The following is a 26,772-nucleotide window of genomic DNA, read 5'->3' as shown; positions in this document are numbered from 1 at the left end:
GATGGCGAGCGTCGAAATCAGGAATGTGGTCAAACGCTATGGTGCGCTGGAAATCGTCCACGGTATCTCGGCCGAGATCGCCGACGGTGAATTCGTCGCGCTGGTAGGGCCCTCCGGCTGCGGCAAGTCCACGCTTCTGCGCATGATCGCCGGACTTGAGGAAATCTCCGACGGAGCGGTCGTGATCGGCGGGGATATCGTCAACGAGGTCGCTCCGAAGGACCGCAACATATCGATGGTCTTCCAGAACTATGCGCTCTACCCGCATATGACCGTTGCCGAGAACATGGCCTTCGCCCTGCGCCTTGCCCGGCTTCCCAAGGACGAGCAGAAGAAGAAGGTCGGCGAAGCGGCTACGATGCTCGGTCTGGAGGGTCTGCTCGACCGCTATCCGGGCCAGCTGTCGGGCGGCCAGCGCCAGCGCGTCGCCATGGGGCGCGCGATCGTCCGCCGGCCGGAGGTCTTCCTGTTCGACGAGCCCCTCTCAAATCTCGACGCCAAGCTCAGGGTGCAGATGCGCGCCGAGATCAAAGGCCTGCACCAACGCCTGCGCACCACCAGCATCTATGTGACGCACGACCAGATCGAAGCGATGACGATGGCCGACCGCATCGTCGTGATGCGCGACGGCAATGTCGAGCAGATCGGCACGCCGCTTGAGCTTTTCGACAATCCCCGCAATCTTTTCGTCGCGAGCTTCATCGGCAGCCCTTCGATGAATTTCATCAAAGGTGAGATCGTCGACGGCACGTTCCGAGCTTCCGGCGGCATCGTCATCCCTGCCGCCAATCTGGGTCACAGAGGACCGGCCGTCGCGGGAATAAGGCCCAACAGGCTGCAGATCGCCGCTACCGGCCCTTCCGCCAAGGTGCTGATCGTGGAGCCGACCGGCGACGAGACACATCTTCTGGTGGAGCTTGGCGGAACGCAGCTGGCGATGTTGCTTCGCGAGCGCGTCAGCCTCGCACCCGGCGACCGGATCGACCTCGCCTTCGCTTCCGCGGATGTCCACTTTTTTGATAGCCAAAGTACCTTGCGGCTTGGCAGTGGTGACGCGACGACGGGCGGCCTCAAGGCCTGAGCCGCTTCTTCATCGGTGCACGGTCGCAACGTCATAGCGCCAAAGGCTCGCTTGATCAGCACCTCGGACAGTAGCTCTGGCGCCGACGGCGTCATGGCGCGAGGCATTCCTCACATATGCCACAACCGTCGAGATCCATTTTGCGGGTGCGGGAGCCTTGGCGTCCAGGCCAGTCTGCAACCCCGAGGCAACCAAACTCCTTTGGCGCGCGCAGTACGTGCGCCAGTCGTCTCCTACGAGCATTCCCATGCGTCACGTACATACGGCCACGACCGAGGCCACCAACGGACGCGACAACGGCCGTGCACGCCGTTCCGACGGCGCTCTCGCTACCGTCTGTCACGGTGTTGCGTCGTCTGCATCGCAGACCAACGTATACCTAGTTTTCGACTGCCCTTTAAATATCGTCGATCCCTGCGGGAGCGCCAGGTTTCGAATACGGAGGATACACTGAATGTTGAGGCCCATTTGCAGAGCACGGCATCGTTTCGCCACGCACAGAAACGATGGAGAAGGCCGTTGACTATGCGCGTAGTCACTGCGGGCCCTGCTTGTTAAGCATAGAACGTTTTGCCCCCGGATCGCTCAGATCCAAACATGGAACACGATTGGGACGTTGTGGCAGTCTGCACTCTGCTGCACAGCATACGTCACGTGACGTGCGCGGTCGCTAAAGGGCTTGAACAGGCAAATAGCTTTCGACCTCTCCATAAGTGAGGTCACAATCAAATTCCATCGCAGCAATGCCATGCGGAAGATGCAGGCGATCTCGGTAGGAGAGCTGATCCGCGCTTGGAAACATTACCAGCCTACGTTCGCGCGATGCTTTCATCTTAGCATTGGCGATCGTCTTGCAGGCGCCCATTTCAGCCAGATCTATCGAAGACGGCCCAGTGTGCCGCCCAATCGGAGGCCATCAGCGTGCTCGAAACTCCACTCATCGCGGTTGTTGACGACGACGAAACCGTGCGCGAGGCAGTGGCCGAGCTCCTGTATGTTTTAGGCGTCCCATGCAAATGCTTCGATCGCGCTGAGGCATTTTTGGAGGCCTATATTCCTGGACAGTTCGCTTGGCTGCTTACAGACGTGCGAATGCCTGGCATGGGAGGTCTCGAATTGCTGCGCCGGGTTAAGGCGATGGAGCCGTCCATGCCGGTAATTGTTCTTACCTCTTACCGAGACTCCCTGCTTGAGGCGCGCGCTTTGGAATGCGGCGCGACAGCCTATTTGACGAAGCCGGTCGCGGACTGCGACATAATCGATCTCCTTGCCTCAGCGATCGACCATGACTTGGAGCATTCGCCTCTAGATGAGCGGGGGGATAGCGGTAATGGCTGACGCCGCTGAACCCGCGACCCCATCCGCCAAAAGCAATGCTTCTGGGCCGGGAATGGAGTTGGCCGATGTATCGACCGAAAGCGTTATCGTCCGCGATCTTCGCAGGACCAGTCGGTACTGGAATCCCGCCTGCGAACACGTCGATGGCTGGCCTGCCATTCCGATCATTGGACATCACGTAGTGGATCTCTGGGAATGAGGCGCCAGCCCACTGTCCATGCTTCTCCAGGAGGGGAATTGGAAACGACTGCTTCGACGGCCGGCTTCTTCGGGCGGCTACGTTACTGCTGCCATAAGACAGACGATAAGGCGAGACGGTATGAATCCCTATGACGTTCTAGAGTATCGGCGCGAATTTAGGCTTGTGAACCATGCCGACCCCGCGACCCTCCATTCGAAGCGATGTGCCGCCACTTTGCGTTGGGAACTCGATTTCTCCGAGGCACTTCCCGTCATACGATCGGTGCCGCCATCCAAGGTATCGCGCGCTTCAGTCGATTTTACAGAACACACCGATTGGGTCGCTGAGCTAGTCGCGGCCACCCGTATAGTCAATGTCGATGATCGAGCGATGCAGATCTTGGGAATCTCCCTGGATCTGTCTGAGGTAATAGGTGAAGCGGTTGGAAGATTCGTGCCACCGGACGTTCGACAGATTCTTGCTGAACTGATAGTCGATGTGGCGACGGAGGCGTCACGGGCCAGAACCATTGTCCGCCGGCTGGAGTCTAATGAGAGACTCAAGGATCCTGTGGTAACGGCGTGGCGATCTGAGGCCAGACACTCATCCAATACAGTCTTCATTTCGGTCACCGGATTGGCGGATGATGACCGCTCGCTTTGGGACCTGCGTGCAAGTGAAGAACGGTATCAGACCTTAATTCAACGCCTCCCGATTGCCCTGCTGCAGGTCGATGTGGGCGAGACTTCGCGCGTGCTTCGAGAACTCAAGAAGAGCGGCGTCAGCGATCTGGACGCCTATCTGCAGCATCACCCGGAAGTGATCGATTCCGCGAACACGTGGGCGCGGGTCACTGAAATAAACGAAAGGGCGATCTCCTTACTTGGTGGGACGAGCGCGGTGGATTTTCTGGGGCCAGCCGGTTTCCTGTTCGCGGAGGCGCGTGACGTCCAGCGCAGGGTTTTGGCTGCTCGCTTCAACCTCCAACGTAATCACACCGAAATCATGAAAATCCGAACCGCCTCCGGGCAGCTGCGGGACGTACAACTCTCCGTCGCCTATCCGACACCGTCAGAAAAGCTTGATGTAACTCTGCTGGCGTTGGAAGACATCACAGAAAGGTTGAGCACGGAACGACAGTTGCATCAACTGGAGGCTGATTTTGAACGCTCTGCTCGGATCGCATTGCTGGGTCAAGTCACTGCCACGATTGCCCATGAAGTCAATCAACCACTAACTTCGATCGTGACAAACGCAGAAACAAGCTTGCGATGGCTGGCCCGTCAAGACCCAAACCTGGAAAAGGTCAAACAGCTAACCGCACGCATTGCCTCGAGCGGTCGGGCCGCAAGCGACATTGTCCAACGAATTCGGGGTATGGCCGCCAAGCAGGAGGCAGAGCGGATTCCTCTTTGTTTGGACGAGGTGGTTGAAGAAGCTCTGGTGCTCGTGGGGCATGAGATTGATTCCAAGTCCATCGTGAGCTCTATACAGCTTGCCGCGACGCTTCCGGTCATAGGTGACCGGATTGCACTGCAACAAGTGGTCGTCAACCTCCTGTGCAACAGCATTCAGGCTGTGACTGAGAGCGGTGTTGTGAAAGGTCAGATCAAGATCAGCACCCGCGTCGAGGCCGGCGACAAGGTATCCTTCTCCATTCACGACAACGGGCCCGGCATTGCCGTAGAAAACCTGGATCGCATCTTTGAGGGTTTCTTTTCGACCAAACCCACGGGCATGGGGATAGGTCTCGCGATCTCTCATTCGATCGTGGCTGCTCACAACGGCACGATCTCCGTTTTGAACCATCCGGAAGGTGGCGCATGCTTTACGTTTACGTTGCCAGCAGCAGCGCCATAGCAAAGCCTCGCTCGGTTTCAAACAAAGGCGATTCGTGCCCCATGGCTGACGACGGACTGGAGGGGCGCCAGGAATTGCAGCGGCCGCATCTGATCGAGCAATTGACGCTTTTGCCGGTTGAGGCGGAACAGAAGACGCTGCTGCTTTAAGATCGACCGAAGCGCTCTTCACAAGCCGAACGCTTTCCTGATTGCAACGGGAACAAAGTCGGATCTTCGGAATTTACCTGCACCCGTCCAGCATACACCCTCCGAATTGAACATCGGTGCCCGCGTTTGGCGGGCACTGCAGGCAGCCTCTGCATGAATGCGCCGGCAAATCTCTGCTTCTAGCTCATTGCCGACCCACGCCTCGGATCGGGATTGTCTCACCACGAACCATCGTCGCCTTGGACCTGACAGACGAATATCTCCGAACCCCGACTACACCGGGCGTCCGGAGCCAGAGGACATGCGATGAAGAGACGTTTTCTTATCACCGGTGCGAGCAAGGGCATCGGCCTCGCCTTGGCGAACCCCTCGCAAATCCGGGGCACGACGTCTTCGGCGTCGCCCGCAATCCGGTTGAAGGATTCCCCGGCCATCTCTTTACCGCCACCGTGATTGCGTCCGGCATCGGCGGATTTCCGGCTATTTCAGAGGCCGTGCGCACGGCGGATCAGTGCGGCGTGCGCCGGCTCTCGCTCTTCACGGTCTCTTCGTTTCTCATGAATCTCGCCGCTGGGCAGGTCTCGATACGCCACGGTTTCAAAGGACCGATCGGCGCGCCGGTGACGGCCTGCGCTGCCGGCGTCCAGGCGATCGGCGATGCCGCGCGGCTTATCCGGGCAAACGAGGCGGACATTGCCATCTGTGGTGGGACGGAAGCTTGCATCAACAGCGTCAGCCTCGGCGGTGCCTACGCCATTTCCAATGGCTTTGGTTTCGGCGGCGTAAACGCCAGCGTTCTGTTCCGCCGGTGGGCTGGCTGATCGGAAACGAGGCGCTTCCATCCTGGTGGTTTTCATTTGCCTGGGCGGCCGGCACAGCTGAGGGTCAGGCCGGTAAAATCTCCCCGCATCCGCGGTTGGCGGCCGCTGCCGGTGGCCGTTTCGGCGGCTCCCTTTCGGTTTCCGTCAGAGTGTTCATTCCCGTCGGTTCGCCGTTGACGTGTCTGTCGTACCGGCTTCTACTGCAAGCGGACACGGGGAGGCAGGCGATGCAGGTGCTGGATTGGATTGCGATTGTCCTGTTTCTGACAACATGGATCGGATTGGAGCCGCTGATGGCAGTCGGCTGGCCGCGCCGAAAGGACAGCCTGATGCTCGACATGGTGCGCATCAGGGAGGCGTGGATGCGCGAGGTCCTGACGCGAGACACCAATTTCATCGGCGACGCCGCCATTCTTGGTCACACGATCAACTCCGCGTCGTTCTTCGGGTCCGCCAATCTCATCGTTATCGTCGCCATGAGCAGCGCGCTTTTCATGGAACCCAGCGCCGGCGTCGAAGCAGGCATCATTGCGAAATTCGCTCCTATCGAACCGATATGGCTGTTCCAGTGCAAAGTGTTGCTCGTCATGGCGACCCTGCTGCGCGGGCTGTCGGATTTCATCTGGTCGGTCAGGCAGATCAACTATTGCCTCGCAGCGATCGGGGCGAGCCCATCAAGGGAGGAAGACCGGGACATCACCGCCTGGACACACGCCTTGTCTCTCGTCGTCAATCCGGCAATCCGGTCGTTCAGCCAAGGTGTTCGCTCCTATTACTTCACCATTGCCGCTGCCGTCTGGTTCCTGGGCCCGATTGCCTTCATCGTTGCAACCGCGTGCTCCGTGGGATTGCTGCTATGGAGGCACAGTTGGTCCGATACGGCGAAAGGCGTGACGGCTGTCCGGAAATTGCTCGACGAGAAGGCGGCGGCGGCACCAGTAGCCGAGGAAGGGACGAAGGCAACAATCCGTTCGCTTATACGAGAGGAGCAATAGCGGCTTCCGAATGCGTTGGCGCCGGGGTCGCGTGATCCCGGCTCCCACAACTGCACGGCAGGCGCCTGCCCACGGGTTGCCATCTGCCCCAGATGTGCACCACGGCAGCCACCGCTCACGCGGGGCTGCCGCATGCCAGCTCTATTTGCCGGCTTCCTTGGCCGCCATGTCGATAGCGTCGGCCACCTTTTCCGGTTGGGAAGCGAAGATCGCGTGACTTGCCTTGATCTCGGTCACCCGACTGCCGGCCCGCTTTGCCATCCATCGCTCAAGGTCGGGATTGATGGCACGATCCTCGGTCGCCACGATCGACCAGCTTTTCTTCGTGCGCCAAGCGGGATCTCCGGCTTTCGTCGTCAGGGCCTCCTTGGCAGCGAAAACTTGCGATTTCGCCAGGAAGGCGGCATCGGCCTTCGGTACGTCCGCGGCGAAGTCTGTCGAAAACGCGGCGGGGTCGAGGTAGAGATACTTGCCGTCTGCGGTTTCCCTTGATGTTCCTTCCGGCCGGCGGTTTCGAGCCGGCGAGGGCAGCCAGGTTTTCTCCCTTGTCTGGCTGGAAAGCTGCCACGTAAACAAGGCCTTCGACCTTCGAATTGTGGCCCGCTTCGGTAATGACCATGCCGCCGTAGCTGTGTCCCACGAGCAGCGTCGGACCGTCCTGCAACTCCAGCACACGGTTTGTAGCGGCGATGTCGTCGGCCAACGACGTCAGGGGCTCTTGGACGATCGTTACGTGGAAGCCGCGGCGCTCGAGGATTTCGGTGGCCTGCCGCCAGCCGGAGCCGTCGGCGAAGGCCCCGTGAACGATGACGATGTTCCTGATGTCCGCCGCCTGGACCGCGAAGGCGGTCACGCTGGTGGCAAGCGCAAGCACTAAGGTAGAAGTAATTCGGCGCGTCACTCTTTCATTCCTTCTTCTTCATGTTAGCGGGGTTTGCCTTGGAAGGACTCCGTTGGCGCGGGCCTGTTGCGAGGCTCGACACTGTGATTGAGAGGACCCCTCCGGCTTGGCGACTACAAGAACTTGCCGTCGCGTCGCTTCAGACGGGTCATTCGCGCAGTCTAGCCACCGTCGCTCATCCTCGATGTGTCCAGTCTCGCAGCGAAATGTACCGCAGTGTAGAAATCACCTCCCTTAGGAAGCCATCGAGGCGGCAACCGCTGCGCCGACGACTGGCCAGTCCCTGCTAGCCGGGCCCTTTCGGAACTTGGCGGCCGAAGGTCACTTCTACCTGCCTGGCGCGCGTGGAACGACGAGCTTGGCCTTGAGAATCTGGACTGTCTCACCACGCTGGTTGATCGTGCGGCTCAGGATGGTTGCAATGCCTCGATCAGGCTTCGAGCGCGACGGCATGACCTCGACCACCTCGCTTTCCACATGCAATATATCGCCGGGACGCGTCGGGGCCGGCCAATTGAGCTCTCCTCCCGCTCCGACGAGCCCGCCCGCCAAGGGCAAGCCAGTCTCGACGTTTAGACGCATTGTAATGGCAGCAGTGTGCCATCCGCTTGCCGCCAGGCCCTTGAAAAGGGTTTCCTTCGCCCCCTCCTCATCGGTGTGAAACGGCTGCGGGTCGAATTGCGCCGCGAATGCCTTGATCTGCGCTTCGTCAACCAGGTGGCTGGCGCTTGTGAAGCGCTGTCCGACGTATAGGTCATCCAGATAGAGACGGTCACGCACGGAATTGTTCATGGCTTGCCTCCTTCATAGTGTCTCGTCTCGGCGGGCGACGATCGATCGATCAGTGGGCTCCGCCCGCGCCACCGCCGCCGACCTGGATCCTTCGGGTAAAGAGCAGCGTGATGGCGGCGAGCGCGAGGACCGTACCAATCACGGCGAAGGTGTCGCTGAACCCGAGTATGAGAGCCTGGCGGCGCACCGTTGCGCCGATCGCGGCGATCGCCTTGTGTTGCGCGACAGCGGCGTCGGCGACGCCATGCGTCATGAAATATTGCGTCAGGTGGTCGATCCTGTCGCGCACCTCATCGCGGTAGATCGTGACGGACTGGCCGATGATGTTCGAATGAAACTGCTCACGCTTGGTCAACACCGTCGCGAGGGTGGCCGTGCCAACCGCACCACCAAGATTGCGCAGCATGTTCGACAGACCCGAGGCAGCGGCCGCCTCGCTCGGCGCAATGCCGGCTGTCGTAATCACCGTGATCGGCGTCAATACCAAGGCTTGACCTACGGCCCGCACGATGTTGGGCAGGAAGAACTGGTCCCCGGCGCTGTCGAGCGACAGGGTAATGTTCATGAAGCAGCTTGCCGCGAAGATGCTGATGCCCACGAAGCCGATGTAGCGTGCATCAAATCGCTTCATCAACAAGGGCACGAGCGGAATGATAAGGAGCTGGGGCAAGCCCGTCCATGCGAGCACGAACCCGATCTGCTCGGCATTATAGCGCTGCACCTGGCCGAGGTATTGGGGCAGGATGTATACGGTGCCGAACAGTGCGACGCCAACCAGCACGTTGACGAGAACGCCCACGCCGAAGTTGCGCTGCTTGAGAAGGCGCAGTTGGACCAGTGGCTTCTCGACCGTGAGCTCGATGACGACGAAGGCGATCAGGAACGCGGCCGCTGTCAAGGCGAGCTTGACGATGAACGGCGACTGGAACCAATCATCCTTGTTGCCCTCTTCGAGCACGGTTTGCAACGCCGAAAGCCCTATCGCCATGGTGATGATGCCGGCCCAGTCGCCATGCTTGAGCAGCGACAGCTGCATAGGCTTCTTCTCGAGCGTCAAGTACAGCGCGACGACCATCACGATGCTGGGCGGCGTATTGACGAAGAAGATGGACTGCCAGCCATAGTTCTCGGTGAGGTAGCCGCCAATGGTCGGGCCGATCGCCGGCGCGAAGGTGACCGACAACGCGAACAGCGCCAGGCCAAACGGTTGCTGCGCCTTTGGCAGCTTCGTCAGCACCATGGTGAAGGCCATGGGGATGAGCACGCCGCCGGCGAAGCCCTGCAGGCCGCGCAGCGCGATCATCGAGCCGAGATCATGCGCGAAGGCGCAGGCGGCGGAGAAAACAGGAAACAGGACGGCATTCGCCAGCATGTAGCGCCGGAAGGAAAAGACACGGCTCAGGTAGTCGGTAAGCGGGATCACGACGATTTCGCCGATCAGATAGGAGGTCGATATCCAGGCGCCGTTGTCGACGCCGGTACCGATCCCGCCCTCGATATCGAGCAGCGAGGCGTTCGTGATCTGGATATTAAGGATCGCCATGAACGCGCCGATCAATCCCGCGAGCACCGCGATCCAGGCGGTGGTGCCCGCCCTTTGGGACAGCGGCGTCGCTGCCGCGACTCCGGGAGAGCCGGGCGAAACGGTTTGCGTCGTGATGGACATTGCACCCTCCTGCCACGTCGTGGCTGGTTAGATGGGTTTGACCGCCCTCAGTTGATGCTTCCTGATCCTGAAGCAGAAGCGACTTCAGTCGCAGCGGCTTTGGTATCGATGGTCGGGTAGACGGACATGCCCGGCCGCAGCACCACCGAGACCGGGTTCTCGTGATCGAGCACGATCTTCACCGGGATGCGCTGCACCACCTTCGTGAAGTTTCCAGTGGCGTTATCCGGCGGCAACAGCGCGAACTCCTGGCCGCTCGCCGGCGAGATGCTGTCGACATGCCCCTTGAAGACGTGGCCGGGGAACATGTCCACCTCGATTTCCACCGTCTGTCCAGGGCGGACGTCGGTGAGCTGGGTTTCCTTGTAATTGGCGACGATATAGGCGGCATCGGTCGGCACGACCGCCATGAGCTGCGTGCCCGCCTGGACGTATTGACCGACACGCAAGTGCGATTGCCGATCACGCCGTCGATGGGCGCGACGAGCGCGGTGTAGGAGAGGTTCAACTCAGCCTGATCTTCGGCTGCCTTGGCCTTATCGAGCGCCGCTTGCGCTTGAGCGAGCTCGGCCTTGATCACGTCGAGCTGCTTGGTCGCATTGGCGAGCGCTGCGGTATCGCGCGTCACAGCCGCCCGCGCGGCGGCGATTCGGGAGGCGGCCTGCTGCGCGTTCTGGACGGTGCCGAAGCCCTGCTTCGCAAGCTCGGTGTAGCGCTTGTCGTCCTGTTCGGCGAACGCGTGGTCGGCCTTGTCGGCATCGACCGTGGCCCTCGCCGCGTCAATGGCGGATTGCTGGGCGACGAGAGCCGACTGCTTGTTGGCGATGTTGGCCTTGGCCGCCTCAACCTCTGCCTTGACTTGCTCGAGGGCGACGTTGAAGTCGCGATCGTCGATGCGGGCGAGGATCTGCCCCGCCCTCACCCGCTCGTTGTCACCCACCAGCACCGTAGCGATGTAACCGGAGATCTTCGGCGCAATCGTCGTGCTGTCGGCCTTCACGTAGGCGTCGTCCGTAGATACCTCGAAGCGACCGGTCGTCCAGTACTGCCAGCCGAACTCAGCTCCGCCCACCAGGACAGCAATGGCCGCCGAGGCAACGAGCAGGCTTCTCAGCAGCCGCCTACGCGGCGTGTTCGGCAGTGTCGCAACCGACGCGGGGACGGTAGCGGGAAGTTCCCGCGGCATCTCCAGGGCCGGCGCGGCCTCCGTGGCGGGCAATGCATTCTCGATGGTGATGACTGGCTTGTGCTGGTTCATGTCCGGTTCCATCCCCGTTAGGCGGGCGGCGAAAACTTAGGAAAATTGACATTTTCTAAAATATGCAGGAAGATTGCGGATGTCAATGGAATTTGGAAAACGATCATGGTCCATAATGCTAAAGTCGCAAAGCGCCCACGCGGGCGACATCCGGCCGGATGAGGAGACGCGGCAACTCGTCATCGCCGCCGCTCGTCAGGAATTTCACGCCAAAGGCTATGCCGGCGCCAGCATGGTGTGCGTGGCGGAGCGCGCGGGGGTCTCGACCAAAACCATGTATCGTTTGATCCCGACCAAGGCAGAGTTGTTCGGAAGCGTCATTTCAGAGCGGATTTCGCGCTTCATCCTGGAATTGGACGAAGAACACCTCGACACGCTTCCACTGGAGCAAGCCCTCGAGCACATGCTCGTCACCTACGGAACCCTGACCCTCGACAAGGACACCATCTTGAGTCTTCGGCTCGTTTTTGCGGAATGCGATCGCTTTCCGGAGATCGCCGCGGCATTCTCCGAACTCGCCATCCGCCGTACGACCGAAACCATGGATGCGTGGTTGAAGCGGCAGCTTGACCGCGGAGAAATGGAGATCGATGAGCCGTCGGTGGCCATGGGAATGCTCAGAGGCATGATGATCATGGAACCGCAGCGTGCCGTCATGCTGGGCCTTCGCGACCCGCCGGATCGCGCCGAGATTGCCAAGCGGGCAAGATATTGCGCACGCCTCTTCCTGGAAGGATGCCGGACGCGACGTGGTAAAGCTTCAATGGCTGAACGCGAGACTTCATAGCGTCGCTCCCATGGCTTCCCCTCATGGCGGGGCGCCGTTCCCACGCTGCCCCGCCAGATGTGGAGTGGGGTGCGCGAGACGCTCAGCGCGACGATCGCCGCGGTGGCAACGGTTTTGATCATCGTCTCCACACTGTTCCTTGCCACCATTCAGTGACTGCAAAAGCGGGCGGAATTCCAGAAAGTGAAAGGCCACGAAGCGGCTTGGGGCCTGGATGAGGGCCTCGAGCTTCCCACGTCACTTATTGCAGGCCCGCGTCCGGTTTCGGCCCGAAGCGGTCAAGGTGTGGGCTGCACGCCGCAACTCCGCAGCACTACCGCTGGCATACGCCGGAAGTAGTGCTCTCTCGAATCCGACAAATGTGTCCACAAAACAATGCAGTTTGAGGATACCAACCCGCGAGTGCTTGGGATAGCGTGCGCATGAACGTTAGGAGGACACATGGGGCTGGCAGATATTTTCGGTCGACTGGTCGCACTGATCGGCGCCTTAGCAATCCTTTTGCGGCGTCAGGACGGTGATTCTCTGGAACCGGCCTATGGCAGCGCCCCGAAAATCCCGAGAGCCAAGCCGCAGGGCATTCCGACACTGAAGATGCCGACCGCCAAGGGATGGAGCACGGAGCAGAAGCCGACTGCGGCGGCCGGGCTCAAGGTGAACGCATTCGCGGCCGGACTCAAACATCCCCGTTGGATTCACGTGCTGCCGAATGGCGACGTACTGGTCGCTGAGGCACTCAGCGAGCCGGGAGGCATTAAATCTGCCTTCGACTACGCCATGTTCAGCACAATGAAGCGCGCCGCCGCAGTGGGCGCCAGTCCGAACCGCATCACGCTGTTGCGTGATGCGGATGGTGACGGCGTGGCCGAAATACGTGCGGTACTTCTCGATGGGCTCAATCAGCCGTTCGGCATGGCGTTGCTGGGCGATACGCTGTACGTCGGCAACACAGATGGGGTGGTCGCGTTCCCGTATAAAACGGGCGACACGCGTATCAGCGCGGCAGGGCGAAAGCTGACTGATTTCAAGGCCGGCGGACATTGGACGCGAAGCCTGCTTGCGAGTCGCGATGGACGAAAGCTTTTCATCGGCGTCGGTTCGCTCAGCAACATAGCCGAGCACGGCATGGCGGCAGAGGAAGGACGAGCCGCTATCCATGAGTTTGACCTCGAGAGTGGTGAACACCGAATATTTGCCTCCGGTCTGCGCAATCCGGTGGGCATGGCGTGGGAGCCAATGACAGGCGCGCTCTGGACCGTGGTTAATGAGCGCGATGGGCTGGGCGACGAGACACCTCCCGACTATCTGACATCGGTGCGCGACGGCGGCTTTTATGGGTGGCCCTATTGCTACTGGGACCAGATCGTGGACGGCCGGGTGCCACAGGATCCGGCGATGGTCGCAACGGCCATAACACCGGACTATGCATTGGGCGGACACACCGCATCGCTCGGCCTTTGCTGGCTTCCCGCAGGCACTCTGCCTGGCTTTCCGGACGGCATGGTCATCGGTCAGCATGGTTCCTGGAACCGCAGCACGTTGCGCGGCTACAAGGTTGTCTTCGTGCCCTTCGTGAATGGATCTCCGGCCGGGCAGCCGCGCGACATTTTGACCGGTTTCCTTTCGCCCGACGAGCGGGCGTCCTATGGACGGCCGGTTGGAGTTACCATCGGCCCAGACGGCTCGCTGTTAGTGGCGGACGATGTCGGCGATGTGATCTGGCGTGTGACGGGCGAGGCGGAGTGCGGCTGAACGCGCAACGGTGCCGTGCCTGGACATGGCGTTGCACGCCACCGTAGAGTGCTGTGGCCCATGACGACTACAGGAGCGCTGGGCAAGCCATCATGAAATTGTCCGACGCGTTTCTGCCCGCCCTCGAAAATCCCTGCGGAACATACGCGGTGGTCAGGAGTTTTGTGCCCTACGGGAGATCAAGCCAATGACCAAACGCGGAAATCAAGGATCGCGTGCGATCCATGCCCGCCCGCTCGACCATCCCGGCGTCGACGAACCGATCGATGCCTTGGGCGCGGGCTCTCGCAACAATCCCGGTGGAAGCGTCCGGCGCCAGCTCGATGAGTTGCGCGGGCGCATTGCCGAGCTCGAAACCGAAATCGACGCGATCGCGACAGAGGCCCACACGGCAGTCGGAACCGTTCCGGGCGCCGACAGGCTGGAAACGGCGAAGGACGTGGTTGCGGAGAAACGGGACGAGATCCAGCGTCTGAGATCGCGTCTGCAAGAGATCGAACGGTTGCTGGCTGTCGAGTAGGCAACCGGTTGCATGCCGGTACTGCGCCCGGATCGTTGACACGATCCGGCAGGGAGTTTTTGTGCGTGCCTAGAACACGGTCATCCAGATGCCACGCCAAAAAAGAGACTCTCGATCCCGGAGGTTTTCCTCATCGCCGCGCACCCACCGCTTCCTGCTCGTTTCTTCGGGCCTGTTCCCTCGATCTGCGACGGGCTCTGGACGTCGCCGAACCTTGAGCTTGTCAGTCTTGAGCTTGTCAGCATCCTTCGCCTTGCTGATAGGCATCGGCAATTCCTTCCTTCTGAAAGGGAGAAACTGTCTGATGCCGCGACGGTTCCATGGTGGCGTGCGTCCGCTGGCCGGGTTTCAGCTGACAACGGCAGGGGCTACGCCTTCAATGGCGGTGGATGAATTTGCAGAAGCGACTGGTCTGGCCGTCTTCGGTCAGGTCCTGGTGGAGAAAGGCCAGGTTGTTCTTTTCGAAAATCTCGAAGAACTCATCCCATGAGATTTTCTCCAGCGTGTCCTCCGGAGGGCCGAAATCAATGCGCAGGAGGCCGCCGTCGGTTGCGCCTTTGACGCGTGCCGGCCGTCCGTTACGGGATTCGGCCCAGTTGCGGATAGTGTCGTGGTCGATCGTGGTGCTTGAAGCGCTCATTGGAAGCTGTCCCGCTGTGGCTTGTTTGCACCTCTAATCCATCGCGCCGGTGATTGTTCCGAATGCAGCGTGCGCTGCGGCCGGACACAGACGCCGGCCTGCGATCCTGCCGTCTTATTGCCCGAACGTGCCGACGATCGCGGCTTCCTCGACCAGGTGTTTACGCACCCTCTTCCAGGCTTCCTCTGCGCCAACGTCTTCCGGAATCGAAAGACTGGCGGCATCAAGCGCCGCCAGGCGGAACCAATAGTGATGCACGCCAGTGCCGGCCGGTGGCTGCGGCCCGTCGTAGCGCGCATTGCCGAAATCGTTCCTGATGAACTTGATGCTGTGTTCCGGTCCGGTGTCGACGGCTTGCGGCAGTTCCGTCCAACTGCCGGGAATGTTGATGATCGCGCAATGACGAAACATGCCTCGCGTCGCGTCGGGATCCTCGACGATGAGAGCGAAGCTCTGCGTTCCCTCGGGTGTGCCTGTCCACTTCAGCGGCGGGAAGAGGTTCTCGCCCAGACGAGTATATTTCTGCGGGATGAGTTGCCCATCGACGAATGCGGGACTGATCAAGCTGAAGGTCATCCACGTGTTCCTTTCTTGCTTCGCAGCGAAAGGCTATGGCGCCGCCCACCTCGGACACTGTCGAAAAAAGGAGCCTCGTCGAGACGAGGCTCATAAGACGAACCAGCATAGGAGAGACCGCCGAGGAGCCTCCAAAGTTTGGGTCAGAGAACGCGCTCCATGCGATCCACTCATCAAACATTATTCCCGAAGGAATGTTCCACGTCGCCAATAAAATTTCCCGCCACACGCAACCGTGCCAAAGAGAGCACCCCGCCTTCGCCTTGCCGCCGCCCGATCACGTGCAAGGGCACCCCCCTTCCGGTGCCTCCCGACGATGTCTCGGGGGACCCGAATCCGCCCATCGGGTTGCCTTGTTTTAGCCTGCGCATTTGGCTTGCGAAATTCTCAATACGTGGCGGAACTTTGATGGCTTCATTGTGTTGAAAGGAGCAGACTGCGGCTGCGCTTCACCTCCCCGGCAATGACATGATCTCCGGAAAAACGCGATGAACATTCTGTCCGTCACGGCTGAGATTTTCCCACTGGTAAAGACCGGCGGGCTGGCCGATGTCGCCGGCTCGTTGCCAAAGGCGCTGGCGGCCCACGGCATCCATACGCGCTCCCTGGTTCCGGGCTACCCGAGCGTCATGCGGGCACTCACGGGGGTGTCACCGATCACACACTATGATCACCTGTTCGGCGAAGGTGCCACGCTTCTCGCAGGACAGACCGACGGTCTGGACCTGCTGGTGCTCGACGCGCCCGGCTTCTTTGACCGGCAGGGCGGTCCCTACACCGACAATCACGGCAAGGACTACCCGGACAATTGGAAGCGTTTCGCGGCCTTTTCTTTCGTCGCCGCGCAGGTCGCCGAGCACGGCGTGGGGGACTGGCGGCCAGATATCATCCATGCCCACGACTGGCATCCGGCGCTGAGCCTGGTCTACCTCAAGTTCTCGTCCAACGCCGGTATCCCCCGTGTCTTGACCGTTCACAACCTCGCCTTCCAGGGTCAGTTTCCCGCTCTTCGCTTCACCGAACTGGGACTGCCGGACGGAGCCTATTCGATCGAGGGCCTCGAATATTATGGCGACCTCGGCTATCTGAAGGGTGGACTGCAGGCGGCCGACGCCATCACCGTGGTCAGTCCCACCTACGCGCGTGAGATCATGTCGCCGACTTTCGGCATGGGCCTCGAGGGTGTGATGAATGCGCGCCATGATGACGTTACCGGCATCGTCAATGGCATCGACACCGAGGTATGGAACCCCTCCTCCGACCCGAATATCGAACATCACTTCTCGACCCGCGCGCCGTTGCGCCGTTTGCCGAACAGGCAGAAGCTGCTCGATCTTTTCGGCCTGTCGAACACATCCGGACCGGTTTTCGCAGCGGTCAACAGGCTGACCTGGCAGAAGGGCATGGATCTCCTGGCAGATGTGGTCGACGAGATCGTCAAAGGCGGCGGCAAGCTGATCGTGCATGGACAGGGCGACGCCGCGATCGAGGATGCCTTCATCGAGGTCGCGCGGCGCTTCCCGCACAGCGTCAGCGTCGAGATCGGCTACGATGAGCGACTCGCCCATCAGATTCACGCCGGAGCTGACGCGATGCTCGTTCCCTCGCGCTTCGAACCGTGCGGTCTGACACAGCTCTACGCCTTGCGCTATGGCTGCGTGCCCATCGTCGCCCGCACAGGCGGATTGTCGGAGACGATCATTGACGCCAACGATGCCGCGCTACATGCGCAAGTGGCGACTGGCATACAGTTTTCTCCCGTCGACACGAACGAATTGAGGCTCGCCCTACGCCGCGCCTTCAGGCTTTTCAGGCGCCGGCGCGTCTGGGAAAGCCTGCGCAGACAGGGGATGAGGACGGATTGCTCCTGGCACCGCAGCGCCGCCCAATATGCGGAGCTCTACGGCAAGGTGCTGACCCCCGATATACGCTTGGCGGGATAAGGCAACTCCAGCAAAACTGTGCAACTGTCTCCCTCCCGGAATTGCTTCCTTTCGAAGAGCAAGGTCATTTCACTGTTTCAATGAGACAATGAAATGACCCAATCGGCCGCCGTGATCCGCGGCTCCCATTCGCAACGCTGATGAGTTGATCAGAAAGGGAGCATGGATCGCGCCGCAGGAATGTGCCAATGGCTGGGTCCCACTGCATGCTTCCTTAGTCGTAGTCGATTTAGGGACAAAAAGATGCAGCAACGCAAAATGCTACAGCGTCCTTGGCGCGTCTGATTAGATCCGGCGCTGTAGACAAAGGCCCGAGCCATGACCGCAGAGACTGCTACTCCCTCCCCCCTCTCTCACGCCTCCGGCACCGCCCGCACCGGCGTTCTGCTTATGCTTCTCGGCATGCTGATGTTCTCGCTGAACGACGTGATGGGCAAATGGCTGGTCGCGACCTATTCGGTCGGGCAGGTGGTGCTGATCCGCAGTCTGGCTGCCGTCCTCCTGCTCGCACCCTTCCTCTGGGCCGGCGGATGGCGGAAGCTTGTTGCGGTCGAACGGCCATGGCTGCAGCTTGCTCGCGTTGTCGCCTCGACGGCAGAGGTCGTCGCCTTCTATTTCGCCGTGGTCTATCTGCCGCTCGCCGACGTCATGACCTACTGGCTGGCAGCACCGATCTACGTCGCGGCCGTCTCGCCGCTGGTCCTCAAGGAACACGTCGGCTGGCGGCGTTGGACCGCGATCGCCATCGGCTTCGTTGGCGTCGTCATCGCGCTCGAGCCATCCTCTGAAGCCTTCACCTTGCCGGCGCTGATCTCGCTCCTCGGCAGTATGTTCTTCGCCTTCATGATGATTTCCGGACGCTCTCTGCGTGGTACGCCGGATACGATACTGGCCTTTTGGCAGATCGTCGGAGCGGCGGTCGCCGGCCTCGTCTGGGCGCCCCTGGACTGGACACCGCTGAAACCGCTCGACACGGCGCTACTGGGCCTGCTTGGCGTCGTCGCCATGCTCGCGCACGTCTTCGTCAACAGGGCGTTGAAGCTCGCCGAAACCGCGACGATCGCGCCGTTGCAATATACACTGCTCTTCTGGGCGATCGTTTTCGGCTGGCTGATCTTCGGCGACGCGCCGCGCCTGTCGATGATCCTCGGCGCCGGCCTCATCGTCGCCTCCGGCCTCTTCATCTTCTTCCGCGAGCAGCAGCTCAAGCGACAAGGGCGGTTGAAGGCCTGAAGCCGGCCGGAGCGCCTCTTGCCAAGCTTTTGGAGGCGCTCCTACTGCATGTCTCCTTAAATCGACGTCGATTTAAGGACAAAGACATGCAGCAATTCAAAGTGCCACAGCGACCTTTGCGCGCCTGATAAGACGCGCGGCGCTGTAGGTCTGGTTCAGTCGTCGGCAACAACCTTCTGCTTCTGCGTGCCGAGACCTTCGATGCCGAGCTCGATCACGTCGCCGGCCTTCAGATATTGCGGCGGCTTGAAGCCCATGCCGACGCCGGGAGGGGTGCCGGTCGAGATGACATCGCCCGGATGCAGGGTCATGAACTGCGAGAGGTAGCTAACGAGATAGGAGACGCCGTAGACCATGGTTTCGCTGGAACCGTCCTGCTTCGTCTCGCCGTTGACGGTCAGCCACATCTTCAGGTTTTGCGGATTGCCGATCTCGTCGCGGGTCACCAGCCATGGACCGATGGGACCGAAGGAGTCGCAGGATTTTCCCTTGGTCCACTGGCCGGAGCGCCTCGCCTGGAAATCGCGCTCCGAGACGTCGTTGACGACGCAATAGCCGGCGACGTGGTCGAGCGCTTCCGCTTCGGACACGTATTTCGCGGTCTGGCCGATAACCACACCGAGCTCGACTTCCCAGTCGGTGGCCACCGAACCGCGCGGAATGATCACATTGTCGTTCGCACCGACGATCGCCGAGGTCGCCTTCATGAACACGACCGGCTCGGGCGGAACCTCCAGACCGGACTCTGCGGCATGATCCGCATAATTGAGACCGATGCAGACGAACTTGCCCGTTCCGGCAACGCAGGCGCCAAGCCGTGGCGCGCCCTCGACGACCGGCAGGCTTTCGATATCGAGCCCGCTCGCCCAGCCAAAATCCACGATCGCCGCGCCGCCGATGTCGGCGATGACACCGGAGAGATCGCGAATCCTGCCCGCGCCGTCAAGCACGCCCGGCTTCTCGGCCCCTTCCGGCCCATAACGCAACAGCTTCATTCCGCACCTCCTAAATCACCAAAAATCGCTGCGTCTGACAAATCAAACAGTGTCGCCGATGTAAAGCCGTTTCCGCCACCTTGGCACGAAAACCGCTGAGACTGTCGATGGCGGTGGTCAGCCCTCTTCCTGCTCCCAAACGGGTGGTCATCAGATAAATTGGAATAATATTGGTTATCGCCTCTATCTATTTCGCTTATGCTGCATATGACCCTAGAGTTCGGCAGAAGCTCCGGCAAAGGGGCAAAATCCAAGGGGAACGGACAATGAAAAACAGGATTCTGACATTGGCGCTCATCTGCGCCGGACTGCTCTCATCGACCGCGCAGGCAGCCGAGAAACTGAAGATCGGCACCGAGGGCGCCTATCCGCCCTTCAATTTCGTCGATTCGACCGGAAAGGTCGGCGGCTTCGACGTCGAAATCGGCCTTGCGCTTTGCGAGCGCATGAAGGTCGAATGCGAGGTCGTCGCCCAGGATTGGGACGGCATCATTCCGGGCCTGCTCGCCAAGAAATACGACATGATCATCGCTTCGATGTTCATCACCGAGGAACGCAAGAAGCAGGTGGCGTTCAGCAACCCGTACTATCTTGCTGCAATGACCCATGTGGCCCCGAAGGGCGCGGGGCTCACCGAGTTCACGAATGAGGCGCTCAAGGGCAAGGTGATCGGCGCCCAGTCCGGCACGACCCAGGCCGACTATATTGCCGCCGTCTACCCGGATGCGGAGATCAAGCTCTACCCGACGCAGGACGAGGCCAATCTCGACATGGTCAACGGCCGCCTCGACCTGCAGGTCGGCGACATGCTGCCGATGCTCGATTGGGTCACCAAGAACGACGACGGCAAGGGTTGCTGCGAGCTTATCGGCGAACCGATCACCGATAAGAAGTTCGTCGGCGATGGAGTCGGCATTGCGGTGCGGCAGGAGGACAATGACCTGCGCGAAAAGCTGAACAAGGCGCTCGAAGAAATCCGCGCCGACGGCACCTATCAGAAGATCAACGACAAGTACTTCACCATCGACGTCTATACGATGAAATAATCAGCCGGCAGGCTGCCCCAGTTGGTAGGCCGGTCGCCGCAGCCGCGGGGGCCGGCTTTTCCATTTGCAGCAGGCCGGGAGCGGCTGGCGCCACGATCGCTGACGCTTGCCGATGGCCGACGCTGCGATAAATCTCTGCGAACGATCTGGAGCGCCGCGCGTCTTATCACGCGTGCAAAGCACGCTGTAGCACTTTGAATTGCTACATGTTTTTATCCCGGCTACGATTTAAGGCAACATGCAGTAGCGACGAACGAGGAAGCCATGTTTGATCTCAACGGCAAGACCGCACTGGTGACCGGCGGCGGGCGCGGGCTCGGCCTTGAAATGGCGAAGGCCCTCGCGCGAGCCGGCGCCTGGACCGTGATCAACGGCCGCAATGTCGACACCCTCGAGCAGACGAGAGCCCGGCTTGCCGATGACGGCATCGCCGTCGCGGTGGCGCCGGGCGACATTACGCGCGATGTCGAAGCCATTCTGGTGGATGCCACGGCCAAGACCGGGGCGCTCGATATATTGATACACGCTGTCGGTGAGCGGGATCGCCGCAATACGGAAGCGATGGAACCATACGAGTTCGCGGCACTCCTCAATACCGATCTCACGGCAGCTTACGCCATGGCGAAGGCGGCATTGCCCTATCTTAGACAGTCCGCCGCCGGCCGGCTGATCTTCGTCACATCGATCGCAGCTTTCGCGGCACGCCCCGGCGATCCCGCCTATACCGCGGCCAAAGGCGGGCTTTCAGCGCTGACGCGGTCGCTCGCCGTCGAACTCGGCGCCGACAACCTGACCGTCAACGCCATTGCGCCGGGCTGGTTCGCGACCGAGACCAATGCACACCTCGCAGCCGATCCGGCACTCAAGGCATTCGTCGACGTGCGCATACCATTGAAGCGCTGGGGACGACCGGAAGAGATCGCCCCGGCCGCCGTCTTCCTCGCCTCACCAGCGGCAAGCTTCGTCAACGGCATCACCCTCACCGTTGATGGCGGCATGACCGTGCAGATGTGACGGCCGGCGCGAGCAAGACGAACCGGATCGGTGACCACGAGGTATCACGAAGCAACATCTGCATCTGCTGAGGACCGCACCCCCCTCTGCCCTGCCGGGCATCTCCCCCACAAGGAGGGAGATCAGCCGAGGCATGGTCCCGACAGTGGGCTTGCAGACATCGGAGCCACAAAGCCCAACTGCTTAAGGGCAATTGCTTGAACGAGAGGTTGCTGCTTGCCAATCTCCCCCCTTGTGGGGGAGATGCCCGGCAGGGCAGAGGCGGGTATCAGCGGCCGATTCGGTTCCCGTCCCCCGATGCGCGAGCGCCTGCTATCCCGCCTTAACCTCCTCGTTGCCGCGCAGCATGCGGATCAAGGCGGAGAAATCCTCGCCGCCGTGGCCGAGTTTTTCGAACAGGCTGTAGAGCTGCGCCGCTTGCGCCCCCATCGGGGTCGCCGCGCCGCTGGCGCTCGCGGCCTGTTGCGACAGCTTCAGGTCCTTCAGCATCAGGCTGGCGGTGAAGCCAGGCTTGTAATCGTTGTTCGCCGGCGAGGCCGGCACCGGGCCGGGAACCGGGCAATAGGTCGTCAGCGACCAGCATTGGCCCGAAGAGGTGGAGGCGACGTCGAAGAGCGCCTGATGCGACAGGCCCAGCCGCTCGGCGAGCACGAAAGCCTCGCAAACACCGGCCATCGAAATGCCGAGGATCATGTTGTTGCAGATCTTCGCCGCCTGGCCGGCGCCGACATCGCCGCAGTGGACGATCTTCTTGCCCATTGCCTCGAGCAGATGCTTGCCGCGGGAAAACGCCCCGTCACTGCCGCCGACCATGAAGGTCAGCGTGCCGGCCGCGGCTCCCGCCGTGCCGCCGGAAACCGGCGCGTCGAGCGAGGGGCAGCCGGCCTTGTCGGCAAAGCCATGCACCTTGCGCGCGCTTTCGACATCGATCGTCGAGCTGTCGATGATGAGCGTACCCGGATCGACGAAACCGAGCAGTTCGTCCCAGACATAAAGGACATGTGCGCTGGCCGGCAGCATGGTGATGACGCACTCCGCCTCGCGCACGGCTTGTGCGATCGAGCCGGCGACCGAAACGCCGGTCTTCGCCGCGGCGTTGCGGGACGCTTCCGACAGGTCGAAGCCGGTGACGGCGTGACCCGCCTTCACCAGATTGGCGGCCATCGGGCCGCCCATGTTGCCAAGCCCGATAAAGGCGATCTTCGTCATTTGCCTCTCCTCCTGCACCTGCACGTTTTCGTTCGACGGCTGTCTTCACCCAAAGAGCGGCGGACCGTCGTGTTTCTTGAACCGGGCGAACACCTGCGGGGTCACCTCCCCGAGCCCGACCGACCATTTCGGATTGCGGTCCTTGTCGATCACCGCAGCCCGCACGCCTTCGTAGAAATCCGGATTGGAGAGCATGCCGATTGTCGCGGCATATTCCCGCTCCAGGCATTCGTTGAGCGTGGCGCTCGCGCGTCCCGCCCGCAACAGCGATAGTGTCAATTTCAGGCTGATCGCGGAGCGCGTACGAAGCATTTGCAGCGTCTCGCGCGCGAAATCCGAGCCGTCCCGTTCCAGCGCGTCCAAGACTTCCTCGACGGTGTCGAAGGCAAAGCAGCGGTCGATCAGCGAAAAATGGTCGTGCAACGGCGACTCGGGCGGCTCGCTGGAAACACTGCGGATCGCGGCGGAAATATCCTCCGCCTTCGCCGAAGCCGGAAGCGCAGCGAACGCGGCGATCAGGTCGCCGATCCTATCAGTCGAAACAAAACTGTCGGCGAGCCGTGCGTGGATCGCATTCGCCGCGCCGATGTCGCGGCCGGTCAGCCCGATATAGGTGCCGAACTCACCGGGGGCGCGCGGCAGAAGCCAGGTTGCGCCGACATCGGTGAAATAGCCGATTCCCGTCTCCGGCATGGCAAGCCGCGTCCTCTCCGTTACGATCCGATGGCTGCCATGAGCGGAAACACCGACCCCACCGCCCATGACGATGCCGTCCATGAGGGCGATATAAGGCTTGGAATAGGCAGAAATTCGGCTGTTGACGATGAATTCCTCGCGCCAGAATTGCGCCCCTTCCTCCGGCCGTTCGCGGCCGCTCTCGTAGATCATGCGGATGTCGCCGCCGGCGCAAAGCCCACGTTCGCCGTCGCCGGTGACAAGCACGGCGGCGACCGCCGGGTCGCGCTCGAACTCGGTCAGGGCCGCGTCGATCATGCGGATCATCGGCAGGTTCAGGCTGTTCAGCGCACGCGGCCGATTGAGCCGGAGCCTGCCGACCGCGCCCTGGCGCGCGACGATGACCTCCGGTTGAGCGGTGTGCATCTCCATGAAATATCCTTCCTATTTCCGTCCCATGATCGCGCGGGAGACGATCAGCCGCATGATCTCGTTGGTGCCCTCGAGTATCTGGTGCACCCGCAGGTCGCGGACAATCTTCTCGACGCCGTAATCGGCGAGATAGCCGTAGCCGCCGTGGAGTTGCAGCGCATCGTTGGCGACCGCGAAGCAGCGGTCGGTGACGAAGCGCTTGGCCATGGCGCAAAGCTTGGTCGCTTCCGGATCCCCAGCATCGAGCGCGGCGGCCGCCCGCCGGAGGAAGGTGCGGGCAATCTCGAGATCGGTTGCCATGTCCGCCAGACGGAACTGCAACGCTTGGAACTCGCCGATCGCCTTGCCAAAAGCGCGCCGCTCCTGGACATAGGCGAGCGCCTTGTCGAAGGCAGCCTGCGCACCGCCGAGCGAGGCGGCGGCGATGTTCAGCCGGCCACCGTCGAGTCCGGCCATGGCGATCCGGAAACCCTCGCCCTCCGCACCCAGCCGGTTCGCAGCCGGGACGCGGACATTGTCCAGCATCACCGCGCGGGTCGGCTGGGCATGCCACCCCATCTTTTTCTCGTTGGCGCCAAAAGTCAGACCCGGCGCCTCCTTTTCGACGACAAACGCCGAAATGCCCTTCGGCCCCTCGTCGCCGGTGCGGGCCATGACAATGTAGAGGCCGGATTCGCCGGCGCCGGAGATGAATTGCTTCTGACCGGTCAGCACGTAGCTGTCGCCTTCGCGCACCGCCCTGGTCTTCAGGGCCGCCGCGTCCGAGCCGGAGCCCGGTTCGGTCAGGCAATAGCTCGCCAACGTTTCCATGGTGAGGAGTTGCGGCAGCAGCCGTTGGCGCTGTTCGTCGGTACCATAGCGGTCGATCATGCCGGCGCACATGTTGTGGATCGAGACGAAGGAGGCGATCGCCGGGCAGCCGGTCGCCAGCGCCTCGATGATCATCGCCGCGTCGAGACGGGTGAGACCCGTGCCGCCAACGTCGTCACGGACATAGATGCCGGCCATGCCGAGCGCGGCGGCCGCCCGCAGCTTGTCCACCGGAAAATGCTTCCGCTGGTCCCAATCGATCGCGTTGGGCGCGAGTTCGTCACGGGCAAAATCGAGCGCCATCGCGCGGATGGCTTCCTGCTCCTCTGACAGGCGAAAATCCATATGCATGTCCTCCCTGACCCGCATACTGACAATGTGGCGCACTGCATGTTTCCATAAATCGAAGGCGATTTATGGATAAAAACATGCAGCACTCAAAGTGCTACAGCGACCTTTGCGCGTCTGAGAAGACGCGCGGCGCTGTAGTTACACCAAATTTCGCACAGGCACAGACGCAAATTCACACAGAGTCTGTTCAAAAACGAACAGAACGACTGCATGTCTCCTTAAATCCTACAGCGTCGCGCGTCTTATCGGACGGGCAAACGTCGCTGTAGCGAGAGCAGGCTTAACTCTCGCTTAGACGATACGGCAGAGAGCCGCGCATGTCATGGTCGACGATCAGCTTGCGCTTCAGCGGCGGCACCGCGCGGCTGGCGCATTTGGTGCGCTCGCAGATGCGGCAGGAGATGCCGATCGGATCGAAGGCGGTGCGGTTGCCGAGGTCCATGTCGTCGGCATAAACGAAGGCGTCGGCATAGGAGATTTCGCAGCCGAGCGCCAAGGCATAGCGCGGATGGTTGGCGCGGTAACCGCCCCCACCTTTGGTGATCTGGGTGGCAAGACAGAGATAGCGCACGCCATCCGGCGTTTCGGCGAGCTGGCGGATGATCCGCCCTGGTGTCTCGAATGCCTGATGCACGTTCCAGAGCGGACAGGCCGCCCCGAAGCGGGCGAATTGCAGCTTGGCGGCGCTGTGGCGCTTGGTGATGTTTCCAGCCCGGTCGATGCGCGCGAAGAAGATCGGAATCCCTTTCTGACCGGGGCGCTGCAGGGTCGAGAGCCGATGGCAGACCTGCTCCAGCGAAGCTCCGAAACGGGCGGCGAGCAGTTCGATATCGTGCCGCAGTTCGCGCGCCGCCTTGAGGAAGGACTGGTACGGCAGGATCAGTGCGCCGGCGAAATAATTCTGCAAGCCGAGCCGGCAGATTTCGTAGGCTTCCTCGGTGCGGAAGCCCGCACTGCCGACGACCCGGTCGATCTCCTCGCGGGCATTGAACTGGGCTATCTGCAGCGCAAGCTGAAAGTCGCGCGTCGGCGCCGGCGCGTATGGGTTCAGCGTCAGGATGCGGGCGCGCGAATCGAAGCGGCGGATCGCCTCGTCGCCGGCGATGCCGCGCACGACGCGCACGCCATGGCGCTGCTCGAGGTGCGCCGCGAGCGCGGTATGATTGTCCCCCTCGCCGAGACCGAGATCGGCGGCGAGCGTTTCGGCGAGCGCGTCTATCTCGTGGATATAGTTGTCGACGAAATGAAAGAAGTCGCGCACCTCTTCGTAAGGGGTCGTCTCGACGAAGGAGGCGCCGCGGCCGATCGTGTCGTCGATGCTGGCAAGCTGCTCGCTGTTGCGGCGATAGGCCTGATGACAGGTGATCAGCGCATGCGCGAGACCCGGTGCGTTCTGGGCAACGAGCTTCAGTTCCTGGAGGCTCGGCGAATAGGTTTCGAAGAGCGGATCGTTCAGCGCCTCCGACAGGGCCGACAGCAGCCTGTCACCCTCGCCCGTCGAGAGTTCCGCGATATCGATCTGGAACTTCTCCGCGAGCGCGAGCAGCACCGCCGCCGAAACCGGCCGCTGGTTGTTTTCGATCTGGTTGAGGTAGCTCGTCGAGATGCCGATGCGCTCGGCAAACTGCCCCTGCGTCGCCCGGTTGGCTTCCCGCAGTTCGCGGACCTTGCGGCCGATATAGAGTTTGCCGATCGCCATGTTCGCAACTTCGCAATTTACGTTTCACACATTTCTATATTCCACATT

General features: G+C 61.3%; 18 protein-coding genes and 7 pseudogenes. 14 read left to right on the top strand and 11 right to left on the bottom strand.

The features are described from left to right. Position 1: 1 nt before the first annotated feature. The 6 genes and pseudogenes from FKV68_RS26145 to FKV68_RS26120 all read left to right on the top strand — a co-directional run. Positions 2-1,081: an ABC transporter ATP-binding protein gene (locus FKV68_RS26145; RefSeq protein ID WP_180943431.1), complete on the top strand. Its 1,080-nt coding sequence runs from the start codon at positions 2-4 to the stop codon at positions 1,079-1,081. 679 nt (positions 1,082-1,760) lie between these two features. Then, a pseudogene (locus FKV68_RS33410) lies at positions 1,761-1,895 on the top strand (LuxR C-terminal-related transcriptional regulator); the annotation flags it as partial. 107 nt (positions 1,896-2,002) lie between these two features. Continuing rightward, positions 2,003-2,419 carry a response regulator transcription factor gene (locus FKV68_RS26135; protein ID WP_180943429.1) on the top strand — a complete coding sequence of 139 codons (417 nt, stop codon included), beginning with the start codon at positions 2,003-2,005 and terminating at the stop codon, positions 2,417-2,419. Positions 2,420-2,738: 319 nt separating this feature from the next. Further along, positions 2,739-4,460: a PAS domain-containing sensor histidine kinase gene (locus FKV68_RS26130; RefSeq protein ID WP_180943428.1), complete on the top strand. Its 1,722-nt coding sequence runs from the start codon at positions 2,739-2,741 to the stop codon at positions 4,458-4,460. Positions 4,461-5,043: 583 nt separating this feature from the next. Beyond that, a pseudogene (locus FKV68_RS26125) lies at positions 5,044-5,379 on the top strand (beta-ketoacyl synthase N-terminal-like domain-containing protein); the annotation flags it as partial. A gap of 278 nt (positions 5,380-5,657) precedes the next feature. Further along, positions 5,658-6,347: pseudogene (locus FKV68_RS26120) on the top strand (DUF599 domain-containing protein); the annotation flags it as partial. A gap of 219 nt (positions 6,348-6,566) precedes the next feature. Here the strand turns inward: FKV68_RS26120 and FKV68_RS26115 are convergent. From FKV68_RS26115 to FKV68_RS26100, 4 genes and pseudogenes are all read right to left on the bottom strand, one after another. Next, a pseudogene (locus FKV68_RS26115) lies at positions 6,567-7,326 on the bottom strand (alpha/beta hydrolase). A 327-nt stretch (positions 7,327-7,653) separates the two neighbouring features. Beyond that, positions 7,654-8,118 carry a MaoC family dehydratase gene (locus FKV68_RS26110; RefSeq protein ID WP_180943426.1) on the bottom strand — a complete coding sequence of 155 codons (465 nt, stop codon included), beginning with the start codon at positions 8,116-8,118 and terminating at the stop codon, positions 7,654-7,656. Positions 8,119-8,167: 49 nt separating this feature from the next. Next, positions 8,168-9,784: a DHA2 family efflux MFS transporter permease subunit gene (locus FKV68_RS26105; RefSeq protein ID WP_180943425.1), complete on the bottom strand. Its 1,617-nt coding sequence runs from the start codon at positions 9,782-9,784 to the stop codon at positions 8,168-8,170. 47 nt (positions 9,785-9,831) lie between these two features. Continuing rightward, positions 9,832-11,042, bottom strand: a pseudogene (locus tag FKV68_RS26100) (HlyD family secretion protein). Positions 11,043-11,147: 105 nt separating this feature from the next. On the opposite strand from FKV68_RS26100, the pseudogene FKV68_RS26095 reads away from it, so the two are divergent. The 4 genes and pseudogenes from FKV68_RS26095 (at position 11,148) to FKV68_RS26085 (ending at position 14,101) form a co-directional block, all read left to right on the top strand. Beyond that, positions 11,148-11,829 (top strand): annotated as a pseudogene (locus tag FKV68_RS26095) (TetR/AcrR family transcriptional regulator). Between the two features lie 42 nt (positions 11,830-11,871). Continuing rightward, a pseudogene (locus tag FKV68_RS33405) lies at positions 11,872-11,985 on the top strand (ABC transporter permease); the annotation flags it as partial. Between the two features lie 285 nt (positions 11,986-12,270). Then, complete coding sequence (locus tag FKV68_RS26090; protein WP_180943424.1) at positions 12,271-13,581, top strand: PQQ-dependent sugar dehydrogenase; 1,311 nt, start codon at positions 12,271-12,273, stop codon at positions 13,579-13,581. 187 nt (positions 13,582-13,768) lie between these two features. Next, positions 13,769-14,101, top strand: coding sequence for a hypothetical protein (locus FKV68_RS26085; RefSeq protein WP_180943423.1), 333 nt, complete (start codon positions 13,769-13,771; stop codon positions 14,099-14,101). 376 nt (positions 14,102-14,477) lie between these two features. Here FKV68_RS26085 and FKV68_RS26080 read toward each other — a convergent pair whose 3' ends face one another. Next, the gene (locus tag FKV68_RS26080) at positions 14,478-14,741 is read right to left on the bottom strand and encodes a hypothetical protein (RefSeq protein ID WP_180943422.1); all 264 of its coding nucleotides are present in this window, start codon (positions 14,739-14,741) and stop codon (positions 14,478-14,480) included. 114 nt (positions 14,742-14,855) lie between these two features. Continuing rightward, a complete protein-coding gene (locus FKV68_RS26075) occupies positions 14,856-15,317 on the bottom strand; it encodes a YbhB/YbcL family Raf kinase inhibitor-like protein (protein ID WP_180943421.1) in 462 nt (153 codons plus the stop codon). 488 nt (positions 15,318-15,805) lie between these two features. Between FKV68_RS26075 and glgA the strand changes: the two genes are divergently transcribed. Both glgA and FKV68_RS26065 read left to right on the top strand, forming a co-directional pair. Then, positions 15,806-17,260: a glycogen synthase GlgA gene (glgA, locus tag FKV68_RS26070; RefSeq protein ID WP_180943420.1), complete on the top strand. Its 1,455-nt coding sequence runs from the start codon at positions 15,806-15,808 to the stop codon at positions 17,258-17,260. 318 nt (positions 17,261-17,578) lie between these two features. Next, positions 17,579-18,493, top strand: coding sequence for a DMT family transporter (locus tag FKV68_RS26065; RefSeq protein ID WP_180943419.1), 915 nt, complete (start codon positions 17,579-17,581; stop codon positions 18,491-18,493). 155 nt (positions 18,494-18,648) lie between these two features. Here the strand turns inward: FKV68_RS26065 and FKV68_RS26060 are convergent, their stop codons facing one another. Further along, positions 18,649-19,488, bottom strand: coding sequence for a fumarylacetoacetate hydrolase family protein (locus tag FKV68_RS26060; protein ID WP_180943418.1), 840 nt, complete (start codon positions 19,486-19,488; stop codon positions 18,649-18,651). A gap of 266 nt (positions 19,489-19,754) precedes the next feature. Between FKV68_RS26060 and FKV68_RS26055 the strand changes: the two genes are divergently transcribed. Continuing rightward, the gene (locus tag FKV68_RS26055; RefSeq protein WP_180943417.1) at positions 19,755-20,534 is read left to right on the top strand and encodes an ABC transporter substrate-binding protein; all 780 of its coding nucleotides are present in this window, start codon (positions 19,755-19,757) and stop codon (positions 20,532-20,534) included. 264 nt (positions 20,535-20,798) lie between these two features. After that, positions 20,799-21,548: an SDR family oxidoreductase gene (locus FKV68_RS26050; RefSeq protein WP_180943416.1), complete on the top strand. Its 750-nt coding sequence runs from the start codon at positions 20,799-20,801 to the stop codon at positions 21,546-21,548. Positions 21,549-21,860: 312 nt separating this feature from the next. Here the strand turns inward: FKV68_RS26050 and mmsB are convergent, their stop codons facing one another. From mmsB to FKV68_RS26030, 4 genes are all read right to left on the bottom strand, one after another. Beyond that, positions 21,861-22,757: a 3-hydroxyisobutyrate dehydrogenase gene (mmsB, locus tag FKV68_RS26045; RefSeq protein ID WP_180943415.1), complete on the bottom strand. Its 897-nt coding sequence runs from the start codon at positions 22,755-22,757 to the stop codon at positions 21,861-21,863. A 45-nt stretch (positions 22,758-22,802) separates the two neighbouring features. Further along, positions 22,803-23,864, bottom strand: a complete 1,062-nt coding sequence (locus tag FKV68_RS26040) for an enoyl-CoA hydratase/isomerase family protein (protein WP_180943414.1) — start codon at positions 23,862-23,864, stop codon at positions 22,803-22,805. Between the two features lie 12 nt (positions 23,865-23,876). Next, on the bottom strand, positions 23,877-25,019 hold the full coding sequence (locus FKV68_RS26035) for an isobutyryl-CoA dehydrogenase (RefSeq protein WP_180943413.1): 1,143 nt from the start codon (positions 25,017-25,019) through the stop codon (positions 23,877-23,879). 286 nt (positions 25,020-25,305) lie between these two features. Next, on the bottom strand, positions 25,306-26,724 hold the full coding sequence (locus FKV68_RS26030) for a helix-turn-helix domain-containing protein (RefSeq protein ID WP_180943412.1): 1,419 nt from the start codon (positions 26,722-26,724) through the stop codon (positions 25,306-25,308). Positions 26,725-26,772: the final 48 nt, after the last annotated feature.

Origin of the sequence: Sinorhizobium mexicanum (assembly GCF_013488225.1) — a bacterium.
In the GTDB taxonomy this organism is placed as follows: Bacteria; Pseudomonadota; Alphaproteobacteria; order Rhizobiales; family Rhizobiaceae; genus Sinorhizobium; species Sinorhizobium mexicanum.
The sequence above is the reverse complement of the archived record's forward strand: the minus strand, read 5'-3'. Positions and strand labels throughout refer to the sequence as shown.